Source organism: Micromonospora sp. NPDC005197, assembly GCF_040608295.1.
Taxonomy (GTDB): Bacteria; Actinomycetota; Actinomycetes; order Mycobacteriales; family Micromonosporaceae; genus Micromonospora.
Map to the genome: position 1 here is coordinate 32770 of NZ_JBEXHY010000009.1, position 11398 is coordinate 44167.

Consider the following 11398-nt stretch of genomic DNA (forward strand, 5'->3'; position numbering starts at 1 on the left):
TCGGGGTGGGTGCCGGGTCAGGCGACGTTGCGCTGGGCCGGGACCGTCGACTTGTGCGGGCGGCCCAGTCGCGCCTCCAGGCGGGCGACGTCGACCCGGATCTGCCGGCGGTCGGCCAGGTCCTCCCAGCCGACGGCGAGCAGGCGCAGCCGCTCCGACTCGCTGAAGCCGCCCCAGACGCCGTACGGCTCGCGGACCGACAGGGCGTGCGCGGCGCACTCGGCGCGGACCGGGCAGGCCCGGCAGACCGACTTGGCGGCGGACTCCCTGCGCAGCCGGGAGGAGCCCCGCTCCCCGTCCGGGTGGAAGAACTGGGCGCTGTCCCGGCCCCGGCAGGCACCGAGCCGCTGCCAGTCCCAGAGATCGACGATGGGTCCGGGCAGTCTACGTACGTTCGACATCAGCACCCCTCCTCCCGCGCGGCACCGCGAGACTCTTGTGGCCGGCTTCCGGGCGGCGGGCCGCGCAGGCGCACCGTTCCCGGCCTGGATCTCCCGGTACCCGGGCTGCCGCCGGCTCACACGTGTGTGATCGAAAACGTCTGGCAACTCGCGGCTTTTGCCCTATCTGTCGGAAAAGTTCAGATGATTGCCGGGAACCCCCTCCCCAGCCGACGCCGTCATGGTCTGCTCGTGTGCGGAGAGGAGACCACCACAGTGCGTACCGTTCTTGTGTGCGTTCGGACACCGCTCGCGGCTCAGCACCTCAACTCTGCTGCCGCGCGGCTGGGGTTGTCCGCGATCGTCCGTACCGCCGTCTCCGATCCCGAGGTGATGCTGCGACTCGCCGAGCGCCCGGCCGACGTGGTCCTGGCCGACACGGCTCTCACCCGGCCGGACAGCGCGGGTTTCGTCCGCCGGGTGCTGGCCCGCGCGCCGCAGGCCGCGGTCCTGCTGCTCGGCGCCGAGGAGTCCGAGGCCGCCGCCGCCACCATCAGCGCTGGCGCCCGGGGTCTCATCCAGAACGCCGACCACGACCTGACCAGCGCGGTCGCCAAGGCCCTGCTGCTGCTCACCGCACCCGGCCGAGCCTCCCGGCAGCGGGTCACCGACCCGGCCCGGGACACCGCGGCGGTCGGTGGGTCGGGCCGCTCCGCGCCATCGGTACGCGGCTCCGCCGAACCCGGCTGGACGGCCGCGCCCGGCGACGGGTCGCCGGGCATGCCGTCGGTGCCGGTGCAGCGGGGTGACGACGAGGTCGAGTCGGCGACCGACGGGTCGGCAGCCGGCCAGACCGATCCGACCCGGCCCGCCCCGAGCGCCCGCCCCAACCGGGCGTCGATCGGGCTCACCGAACGGGAACTCCAGGTGCTGCTGGGCATGGCCGAGGGCAAGAGCAACGCGGAGATCGGCCGGGAGCTGTTCGTGTCCGAGGACACCGTCAAGACCCATGCGCGACGGCTGTTCCGCAAGCTCGGCGCCCGGGACCGCGCCCACGCGGTCGCCGCCGGCTTTCGTGCCGGCCTGGTCTCCTGACCCACGCGGCCCCGCCCCCGGCGGGGTCAGCCAGCGGTCACTCGCCGGTGGTGGCGGTGCCCGGTTCGTCCTCGGTGCCCTCGGTCAGGGTGTCGTGCACCCCGTCGGCGTAACCACGGGCGTAGTCCCAGGTCACGTAGTGGTCCGGGTCCGGGTCGTACGCCGGCTCGTGCACCCGGGGCCGCCCCGAGTTGAGCAGGTGCCGCAGGTTGCCCCGCAGCAGGTCCCAGTCGAAGTAGTGCGGTTCCCGGCAGTCCTCGCATTCGATGACCAGCCCGCGCACCCCGATTGGCGCCAGCAGGGCCTGGTAGATCTCCAGGTCGGCGAGGTCCTCCAGCACATCCTGCCGCTCGACGTCGGTCAGCGGATCCGGCGTCGCGTCGTCGCCCGGGTCGTCCAGGCCTGCGGTCGGGTCGGCCGGGTCGCCGTTGAACGGGTCGATGGGCTCGTCGTGCACCCCCTCACCGTAGACCCAACGCGGCGCGAACGTCCGCCCCCCGGCACCGCGCCCACGCGGCCGCCGCCGACGGAGGTCGCCCAGGTCACTGGGTACGATAGGACGACGTGCCGGCACCGTGGCGTGCTCCGGTGCCCGCCCGCGCCACCTCGCTGAAGCCCATCCGAGCAGCTCAGGAGAGCAATCGTGGAAAATTCGCCCAGCACCGATCTTCCGGCCGGCGTCGAGCACGCCGATCTGGGCGGCCACCTGCCCGAGCTGCCCGCCGGCTCGGCCCGGGTCGTTCCGCTCGGGCTCACCTTCGATGACGTGCTGCTCCAGCCGGGCGAGTCGGACGTCGTCCCCAGCCGGGTCAACACCCGGACGAAGCTCACCCGCGGCATCGAACTGACCGTTCCGCTGCTCTCCAGCGCCATGGACACGGTCACCGAGGCGCGCATGGCGATCGCCATGGCCCGCCAGGGTGGCATCGGCGTGCTGCACCGCAACCTCTCCGTGGAGGACCAGGCCCTCCAGGTCGACCTGGTCAAGCGCTCCGAGTCCGGCATGATCACCAACCCGGTGACCGCCAGCCCGGACGACACCCTGCGCGAGGTCGACGAGCTGTGCGGGCGCTACCGCATCTCGGGTGTCCCGGTGGTGGACGGCGATGGCCAACTGGTCGGCATCGTCACCAACCGCGACATGCGTTTCGTCTCCGAACCGAGCACCCCGGTCCGCGAGATCATGACCCGGACGCCGCTGGTCACCGCCACGGTCGGGGTGAGCAAGGACGACGCGCTGGCGCTGCTGCGTCGCCACAAGGTCGAGAAGCTGCCGATCGTGGACGACTCGGGTCGGCTGCGCGGGCTGATCACCGTGAAGGACTTCACCAAGAGCGAGCAGTACCCGAACGCCACCAAGGACGACGCGGGCCGGCTGCGGGTGGCCGCCGCCGTCGGTGTCGGCGAGGACTCGTACAAGCGGGCCCGCACGCTCGTCGACGCCGGCGTCGACGTGCTGATCGTGGACACGGCGCACGGGCACCAGCGGGCCGTGCTGGACATGGTCCGCCAGCTCAAGAAGGACGTCACGATCGACATCGTGGGCGGCAACGTGGCCACGTACGCCGGTGCGCGCGCGCTGGTCGAGGCCGGCGCCGACGGGATCAAGGTGGGTGTCGGCCCGGGCGCGATCTGCACGACCCGGATCGTGGCCGGAGTCGGCGTCCCGCAGATCACCGCGATCATGGAGGCGGCCCGTGCCGCCCGCCCGGCCGGCGTCCCGGTGATCGGCGACGGCGGCATCCAGTATTCGGGCGACATCGCCAAGGCCCTGGTCGCCGGCGCCGACACGGTGATGCTCGGCAGCCTGCTGGCCGGCTGCGAGGAGAGCCCCGGCGAGCTGATCTTCATCAACGGCAAGCAGTACAAGGCGTACCGCGGGATGGGCTCGCTCGGCGCGATGCAGTCCCGGGGGCAGGCCAAGTCGTACTCGAAGGACCGGTACTTCCAGCAGGACGTGCTCGCCGAGGACAAGCTGGTCCCCGAGGGTGTCGAGGGGCAGGTGCCCTACCGGGGCCCGCTGTCCGCGGTCGCCCACCAGCTCACCGGCGGGCTGCGGGCCGCGATGGGGTACGTCGGCGCGGAGAGCATCCCCGAGCTGCACCGGCGTGGCCAGCTGATCCGGATCACGGCGGCGGGGCTCAAGGAGAGCCACCCGCACGACATCCAGATGACCGTCGAGGCGCCCAACTACCACTCCCGCTGACCATCCCCCAACAACCTGGAGTCCCCCATGCGTGACGTGGTCGAGATCGGGCTGGGCAAGACCGCGCAGCGCGGTTACCACCTGGACGACATCGCCATCGTGCCGAGCCGCCGGACCCGGGACGTCGACGACGTCTCGACCGCGTGGCAGCTCGACGCGTACCCGTTCGGCATCCCCTGTGTCGGGCACCCCTCGGACGCCACGATGAGCCCGTCCTCGGCGGTCCGGCTCGGTCAGCTCGGCGGTCTCGGCGTGCTCAACGTCGAGGGGCTGTGGACCCGCTACGAGAACCCGACGAAGGTGCTGGAGGAGCTGGCCGGCCTCGACGAGGACGCCCGCGCCACCAAGCGGCTCCAGGAGGTGTACGCCGAGCCGATCCGCCCGGACCTGATCGCCGAGCGGGTCCGCGAGCTGCGCGCCGGTGGCGGCACGGTGGCGGTGCGGGTCTCCCCGCAGCACACCCTGGCGCTGGCCCCGGTCATCCTGGACGCCGGAGTGGACATCCTGGTCATCCAGGGCACCATCGTGTCGGCCGAGCACGTGTCGACGACCGACGAGCCGCTGAACCTCAAGGAGTTCATCGCCGACCTCGACCTGCCGGTCATCGTCGGCGGCTGCACCGACTACAAGACGGCCCTGCACCTGATGCGTACCGGCGCGGCCGGCGTGATCGTCGGCATCGGCGGCGACGAGTGGTCGACGACCGAGTCGGTGCTGGGCATCCGGGTGCCGATGGCCACCGCGATCGCCGACGCCGCGGCGGCCCGTCGGGACTACCTCGACGAGACCGGCGGCCGGTACGTGCACCTGATCGCCGACGGCGACATCCAGACCTCCGGTGACATCGCCAAGGCCCTCGGCTGTGGCGCGGACGCGGTGATGCTCGGCGAGCCGTTGTCGCTCTGCGACGAGGCGCCCGCCGGCGGCGCCTGGTGGCACTCGGCGGCCAGCCACCCGTCGCTGCCCCGCGGGGCGTTCGAGGTCGCCGGTGAGCCGCTCGGGTCGATGGAGCAGCTGCTCTTCGGCCCGGCGGACGAGGCCGACGGTCAGCTCAACCTGTTCGGCGGGCTGCGCCGGGCGATGGCCAAGTGCGGCTACCGCGACCTCAAGGAGTTCCAGAAGGTCGGCCTGGTCCTCGACCGCTGACCTGCCGTTCAGACGCCGGAAGGCCGGCCCCGCCACGTTGCGGGGCCGGCCTCCGTCGTACCGGGGGCGTGCCGGGGGTGGGCCGGCTCGTCAGCCCTCGGTGAACTCGACCCAGTTCAGGTTGCCCAGGCCGCTGGTCGGACCGCCCGGCACGGCGGCGTAGACCAGGTAGAGCCGGTGCGCCCCGGCCGGCTGGTCCACCGGCACCGTGGTGCTGGTGAAGGCCGAGTTGCCGGTGGTCGCGTTCACCGTCGCGGTGGCGACGAGCGGGCCGGTGGGCGAGTCGAGCCGCAGCTCCACCGCCGCCCGGGGAGTGCCGGCGGTGGCCGCCGAGCCGCCGGAGTGCCGCAGGGTCACGCTGGACACCCCACCCAGGTTGATCGGGTCGAAGGCGATGTGGTCGCCCGGGTCGATCCCGCTGACGTGCTGCCCGCCGCCGGTGTCACCCGTGGTGGCGACCTCGACGCCCTGCTTCACCTGGGCGTACTCGGCCTGCTGCCGGGGTGTCTGGATGATCGCCTGGCCGACCGTGGTGAGGGGGGCCTGGCCGCCGCCACCGAGGTCGGTGTACGAGGCGCTGATCCCGCCGTACAGGTACCCGCCGGCGTGGTCACCGCCGTCGGCGGGGGTGGCGAGGGTGCCGGTGCAGCCGGTGGTGGAGCTGTCCGGGTGGCCGTGGCTGTCGTGGCCGAGGACGAAGGTCACGGTGACCCGCGCGCAGTCCACCGGCCCGTCCTCGGGGTCGGTCACCGTGACGGTGAACGGCACGCTCTCGCCCCAGGTGAAGAAGCTGCCGCTCACCGGGGAGGTGACGGTCACCGTGGGCGCGGTGTTGCCGACCACGATCTCCTTGGTGAGCACCGCGGTCTTCCCGCTGGAGTCGGTCACCGTCAGCTTCGCGGTGTACGTCCCGTTCGCGGTGTAGGTGAACGACGGGCTCGGGTCGGCCGAGTCGACAGTGCCGTCGCTGGTGAAGTCCCAGGCGTACGAGATGGACTCGCCCGGGTCCGGGTCGTAGCTGCCGGCCGAGGAGAACCGCACCGTCAGCGGTGCCGTCCCGGAGGTCGGGGTGGCGTCGAGCCTCGCCACCGGCGACCGCTTGCCCTTGACGTAGCGGATCACCGAGAGCTGGGCGTCGGGGTTGGCCCGGAAGAAGCCGTCGCCGTACTCCAGCAGGTAGAGCGAGCCGTCGGGGCCGAACTCCATGTCCATCGGGTTGTCGAACACGACGCCCGGCAGGAACTGCTCCACGCCGGTCAGGGTGCCCTTGCCGTCGGTGCGCATCATGAAGATCTTGTCGCGGGTGAACTCACCGAAGACCACCGCGTTCTGGTAGTACTCGGGGAACTTCACCTCGGAGGTCGACGCCGGGTCGTACGAGTAGATCGGGCCGCCCATCGGGCCGACGCCGCCGGTGCCGATGACCGGCCATGTGAAGTCGCAGCCGACCGGCGGGGTCTCCAGGTACGACCCGGCACACGGGGTGCGCCCGTCGAAGGTGTACCAGAACTGCGGCTGCTCGACCTTCGGCAGCACCCGCAGGCCGGTGTTGCGGGGTGAGTCGTTGACCGGGGCGCCGCAGTTGAACGGGGCGCCGGAGGTCCGGGTGACGAAGTCGTAGTCGATGTACGGCAGGCTGGGCGAGTAGCAGTACGGCCAGCCGTAGTTGCCGGCCTTGTTGGTGGCGAACCAGCGGCCGGTGCCGTCCGGGCCGCGGGTGGCGCTGGGTACGCGGGAGTCCGGCGAGTAGTCGCCCACGTAGACCATGCCCTTGGCGTCCACGTCGTACCGGAACGGGTTGCGCAGCCCCATCAGGAAGATCTCCGGCCGCGTCTTCCCGGCGGTGTCCTGCTCCTCGGGGAAGAGGTTGCCCTTGGGAACGGTGTACGTGCCGTTGGCCCGCACCTTGATCCGCAGCAGCTTGCCGCGCAGGTCGTTGGTGTTGGCGGCGGAGCGCTGCGCGTCGTAGCCGGGGCCCTGCGTCGGTGACTCGTTGATCGGGGTGTAGCCGTCGGAGCCGCCGGCGTTGGTGTCATCCCCGGTGATCAGGTAGAGCAGCCCCTTGCCGTCGAACTTGACCTCACCGGCCACGTGGCAGCAGATGCCACGGTCGGTGTCGACCCGGAGGATCTGCTGCTCGGTGCTCATGTCCAGGTGCGGGGTGGGGGAGTCCACCAGCTTCACCCGGGAGAGCTGGTTGTAGCCCTTGAATTTGTCCCACACGGTCGGGTCGGTGGAGGTGACCGGCGCGTCGCCCTCGTTGACGCCGGGGGTGGCCGGGTTGTCGACCGGGGTGTTCAGCTTCGGGGCGTAGTAGATGTAGACCCACCTGTTGGTCACGAAGTCCGGGTCGATCGCCACCGACTGGAGGCCGTCCTCGTCGTGCTGGTACACGTCGACGGTGGTGATCACCGGGCTGGCGCCGGTGGCCGGGTCGTAGAGCCGGACCTCGCCGCCGCGGGTGTTGTGCAGCACCCGGCCGTCCGGCAGCACGGCCAGCGACATCGGCTCGCCTGGGTCGTCGTTGAGGGTGACCTTCTCGTAGTTGCCGAGCACGGTGGCGCCGCAGTCGCCCTCGACCACACCGGCGGACCACCGGATGCCGCCGAGCAGGTGCTCACGGAACTTCGCCGAGCGGTACGTCTCGATGCTGTGCCCGAGGCCGGTGTAGAAGGAACGGCCGCCCTGATAGTCCTTGCACCAGGTGACCGGGTGGTCGTACCCCATCGTGCCGCCGGTGTAGGTCTTCTCGTCCACGGTGGCCAGCACGTGCGCGGCGCCCCGGACGTTGCGGTCGAAGTTGTACCACTCCTCGGTGAGGGTGAGCGTGCGGGGCAGCGTCTCGGACGCCGGGTGGGCGCGGTCGGCCACGTCCACCACGCCGCGGCCGACCGGCGAGGCGGCGGCCGCCTTCGCGCCGACGAGGTTCTGGTAGAAGGCCCAGTCCGGCTCGGTCTCCGCCGCCGCGTGGACGCCCACGTAGCCGCCGCCCGCCTTGACGTACGCCTCGAAGGCCGCCTCCTGGCTGGCGTTGAGTACGTCGCCGGTGGTGTTGAGGAAGACCACCGCACGGTACTTCGCCAGCTCGGCGGCGGTGAACACGGCGGCGTCGCGGCTCACCGTGACGGTGAAGTGGTTCGCCTTGGCCAGCTGCTGGATGGTGTCGACACCGTCGGTAATGGACGCCCGGCGCTCACCGGCGGTCTTGGTGAACACCAGCACCCGGTAGGTCTGCGGAGCGCGCACGGCGGCGCGGAGCGCGGCCGGTCCGTTCTCGACCACGGACGGCGCGATCGGGGGCGCGTCGTCGGCTGGTGCGGCGGTGGCGGGAACGGCGGAGGTGAGGGGGATGGTCAGGATGAGTCCAGCGGCGACGGCGAACCATCGTCGTCCGGTCGGTCGGGTCATCGTTCCTCCGGTGGTCGGCAGGCGCGTGGCATCCCCGGCCTGTTCGGGCCGGCAGCGCGACTGCGGTGGGGGATGGACCGGGCGCGTCCCGTCGCCGTACGGGAGGCGCGGGTGCGCAGGGCCGGTGCTCGACCGGCCCGTCACCGGATGCCGGCGGCTCGGCCGGCGGGGTGGGACGCGGCCGGCGTCGGACGGTCGCCGGCCGCGCCGGAGGTCACTTCTTGAGGTAGATGGTCAGGTCCGACATGTTGCGGTAGCTGAGCGCCGCAAAGTCCAGCGACTGGGCCCGGTTGGCGGTGCCGCCGGGGGCGGTGTCCATCTCCCAGTTGGCGTGGTGGAAGTCCCGCTCGCCGATGGTCTGGAAGAACTGCTGGAAGTTGATGTCGCCCTCGCCGAGCGGGGTCATCTGGTGACCGTTGGGCACGCTGGTGTCCCGGTCGCCGTCCTTGGCGTGGAAGAGCGGGAACCGGGTGGTCCGGTCGGCCACGTTGAGGATCGGGTCGAACAGGTCGGTCACCTCGCGTCCGGCCGGGTCGACGTACTTCTGGTGCTTGTAGCGGGCCACGTAGCCCCAGTAGATGTCGAACTCGAAGAAGACGTACCGGGGGTCGGTCCTGCCGAAGAAGTACTCCAGCCGCCGGATGCCCGACGAGCGGGTCGGGCGGCCCTGCGCGTCCAGCGGCCCGGAGTCGAGCAGGAAGCTGTACGCGACGTCGTGGTTGTGCGTGTAGAGGCGCATGCCCCGGGCGTGCGCCTGCCGGCCCAGCTCGTTCCAGGTGTCGGCGGCGGCGTCCCAGTCGGCCTTGTACGCGCTGTTGGTCGGGTCGCTTCCGGTGCCGATGTTCTTCATGCCGAGTTCCTCGGCGATGTCCAGCTGCTGCTGGAACGTGGCCGCCTGGATCGAGGCGTGCGTGCCGTTGGCGACCAGGCCGTTGTCGTCGAGGATCTTGCGAATCTCGGTCGGGGTGATCTGCCGGCCCAGGATCTCGGTGTTCTGGGTGTAGCCGGCGAACTCGATCTCCTTGTACCCGATCTCGGCGAGCCGGGCGAGGACACGCTCGAAGCCGTACGGCACGCCGCTGTCGTCGGGGGCGGCGGTGATCCGGTCCCGGACGCTGTAGAGGATGATGCCGCGGTTCTTCGACGGAATCAGCGGCTCGACCCGCAGCTTGCTCTTGCCCTTGTCCTTGGGGTGGGCGAGCGCGGGGGTGCCGGTGGCGAGGACCGGCAGGCCGGCGGCGCCGAGCGCGGCGGCGGCTCCGGCCGACGCGGCAAGCAGGGAGCGGCGGCTGAGCCGACCGGCAGATGAGGCGTTGGGTGCGGTGTGATCTGGCATTGTTCCACCTTTCGCGACGGTGGTGGCCGTCGATGACGATCAGCAGAGGTGCGACGAGGGGTCAGGTCGCGGGCGCCGCCGAGCGCCCGATCCGCGTCCCGGTGAAGCCGAGGGCGTGCCCGGGTACCGCGAGTCGAAGGGGCAGTTTCCACGCCGTCGCTGCGGCGTGGTGGTGCGGGACGCCGGTCCCGTCCATGGACACGATCGGCTTGAATGTTCCGAGCGCGTTACATCTTGGAGACAGACACTAACGTCGGTCGAAGCCAAAAGAAAGCATCGATCCGCACGAACTTTTGTTTGTTTAAGCGAAAGTAACCGATGATCGTCAATATGCGCGTCGGGTCCGATGACGCTGGCTACGCTCGTCGTGACCGAGGGACGAAGGAGTCGTGCATGGTCCTGACCGGACGCACACCGTCCCGCAGGCTGGCCGCCGCCCTCACGGTGCTGAGCTGCGCCGTCACGCTGACCGCCGCCGGGTGCACGGGCGACGACGACGGCGGGTTCCGACCCGGCGCCGCGGACGTCGGCGACCCGTACGTGCCGGGCCATGGCAACGGCGGTTACGACGTCACGCACTACGGGCTGGACGTCCGCTACGACCCGAAGACCGACCGGCTCACCGGTCGGGCGACCATCACGGCGACGGCCACCCAGGATCTGTCCCGGTTCAACCTGGACCTGGTCGGCCTGGACGTCGGCGCGGTCACCGTCGCCGACGAGCGCGCCAAGCACCGCCGCGATGACGGCGAGCTGGTGGTCACCCCGCGCGACCGGCTTCCGCGCGGCCGGACCTTCACCGTGGCGGTCGACTACGCGGGAGTGCCCACCGCCGTGACCGACGGCGAGCTGGGCAGCGGCGGCTTCCTGCACACCGACGACGGGGCGATCGCTCTCGGTCAGCCCGACTCCGCGGCCACCTGGTTCCCGGTCAACGACCACCCGTCGGACAAGGCCAGCTACGACATCGCGGTGACCGTCCCGGACGGACTGTCCGCGCTGAGCAACGGGGTGCCCGGGCCGAAGAGCAGCGCCGACGGGTGGACCACCTGGCGCTGGTCGGAGCGCACCCCGATGGCGAGCTACCTGAGCACCCTCGTGATCGGAAACTATCGGGTGGTCAACGGCGAGCACGCCGGACGACCGCTGGTCACCGCTGTCGCGGCGAGCCTGCCGGCGAACGGTGGGGCGGCCGGCTCCCTGGCCCGCACCGGCGAGATCGTGGACTTCCTGGCCAGCCGCTTCGGCCCGTACCCGTTCGACTCGTACGGCGGGATCGTGGTCGCCGACGACCGGATCGGGTACGCGTTGGAGACCCAGTCCCGGCCGGTCTACGGGCCCGCCTTCTTCACCGACGACCATCCCAACCCCGGCGTGGTGGCACACGAGCTGGCCCACCAGTGGTTCGGCGACAGCGTGTCCCTGCACCGGTGGAGCGACATCTGGCTCAACGAGGGCTTCGCCAGCTACGCCGAGTGGCTGTGGGAGGAGCACGACGGCGGTCGGACCGCGCAGCGCAACTTCGAGCTGCAGTACGCGTCGACCGACTGGTCCCAGCCGTCGGTCGAGCCGGGACGGGAGCGGATGTTCGGCACCGCGGTCTACAAGCGCGGCGCGCTCGCCGTGCACGCGCTGCGCCGGACTGTCGGTGACGACACCTTCTTCCGCATCCTGCGTACCTGGACCACCGAGCGGGCGGGCGGCACCGCCACCACCTCGGACTTCGTGGCGCTGGCCGAGCGGGTGGCCGACCGGCAGCTACGGCCGCTCCTCGACGCGTGGCTGGTGGGCGGAGCGGCACCGACCCTGCCGTGACGGCCTCGTGAT

The 11398-nt window shown here is 71.3% G+C and carries 8 protein-coding genes; 4 read left to right on the top strand and 4 right to left on the bottom strand.

All coding sequences use genetic code 11. The features are described from left to right. Nucleotides 1–17 precede the first annotated feature (17 nt). Complete coding sequence (locus tag ABZU46_RS06085; RefSeq protein ID WP_234589302.1) at nucleotides 18–401, bottom strand: WhiB family transcriptional regulator; 384 nt, start codon at nucleotides 399–401, stop codon at nucleotides 18–20. Nucleotides 402–656: 255 nt separating this feature from the next. Between ABZU46_RS06085 and ABZU46_RS06090 the strand changes: the two genes are divergently transcribed. Continuing rightward, nucleotides 657–1475: a response regulator transcription factor gene (locus ABZU46_RS06090; protein WP_354855352.1), complete on the top strand. Its 819-nt coding sequence runs from the start codon at nucleotides 657–659 to the stop codon at nucleotides 1473–1475. Between the two features lie 37 nt (nucleotides 1476–1512). Here the strand turns inward: ABZU46_RS06090 and ABZU46_RS06095 are convergent, their stop codons facing one another. After that, complete coding sequence (locus ABZU46_RS06095) at nucleotides 1513–1932, bottom strand: DUF5319 domain-containing protein (RefSeq protein ID WP_354855353.1); 420 nt, start codon at nucleotides 1930–1932, stop codon at nucleotides 1513–1515. A 186-nt stretch (nucleotides 1933–2118) separates the two neighbouring features. Between ABZU46_RS06095 and guaB the strand changes: the two genes are divergently transcribed. Beyond that, entirely contained in the window at nucleotides 2119–3681 is a 1563-nt protein-coding gene (guaB, locus tag ABZU46_RS06100) for an IMP dehydrogenase (protein ID WP_354855354.1), read from the top strand. A 27-nt stretch (nucleotides 3682–3708) separates the two neighbouring features. Next, complete coding sequence (locus ABZU46_RS06105) at nucleotides 3709–4827, top strand: GuaB3 family IMP dehydrogenase-related protein (protein WP_354855355.1); 1119 nt, start codon at nucleotides 3709–3711, stop codon at nucleotides 4825–4827. 90 nt (nucleotides 4828–4917) lie between these two features. Here the strand turns inward: ABZU46_RS06105 and ABZU46_RS06110 are convergent, their stop codons facing one another. Together ABZU46_RS06110 and ABZU46_RS06115 are read right to left on the bottom strand one after the other, a co-directional pair. After that, nucleotides 4918–8235: a ThuA domain-containing protein gene (locus ABZU46_RS06110; protein WP_354855356.1), complete on the bottom strand. Its 3318-nt coding sequence runs from the start codon at nucleotides 8233–8235 to the stop codon at nucleotides 4918–4920. Between the two features lie 214 nt (nucleotides 8236–8449). Further along, on the bottom strand, nucleotides 8450–9571 hold the full coding sequence (locus tag ABZU46_RS06115; RefSeq protein WP_354855357.1) for a sugar phosphate isomerase/epimerase: 1122 nt from the start codon (nucleotides 9569–9571) through the stop codon (nucleotides 8450–8452). Nucleotides 9572–9964: 393 nt separating this feature from the next. Between ABZU46_RS06115 and ABZU46_RS06120 the strand changes: the two genes are divergently transcribed. Then, nucleotides 9965–11386, top strand: coding sequence for a M1 family metallopeptidase (locus ABZU46_RS06120; RefSeq protein ID WP_354855358.1), 1422 nt, complete (start codon nucleotides 9965–9967; stop codon nucleotides 11384–11386). The last annotated feature ends 12 nt before the right edge of the window (nucleotides 11387–11398 follow it).

Bases quoted from the DNA above. Each gene is read 5' to 3' on its own strand.
- ABZU46_RS06115 (WP_354855357.1), bottom strand. From the start codon at position 9,571: ATGCCAGATCACACCGCACCCAACGCCTCATCTGCCGGTCGGCTCAGC.
- ABZU46_RS06110 (WP_354855356.1), bottom strand. From the start codon at position 8,235: ATGACCCGACCGACCGGACGACGATGGTTCGCCGTCGCCGCTGGACTC.
- ABZU46_RS06120 (WP_354855358.1), top strand. From the start codon at position 9,965: ATGGTCCTGACCGGACGCACACCGTCCCGCAGGCTGGCCGCCGCCCTC.
- ABZU46_RS06105 (WP_354855355.1), top strand. From the start codon at position 3,709: ATGCGTGACGTGGTCGAGATCGGGCTGGGCAAGACCGCGCAGCGCGGT.
- ABZU46_RS06085 (WP_234589302.1), bottom strand. From the start codon at position 401: ATGTCGAACGTACGTAGACTGCCCGGACCCATCGTCGATCTCTGGGAC.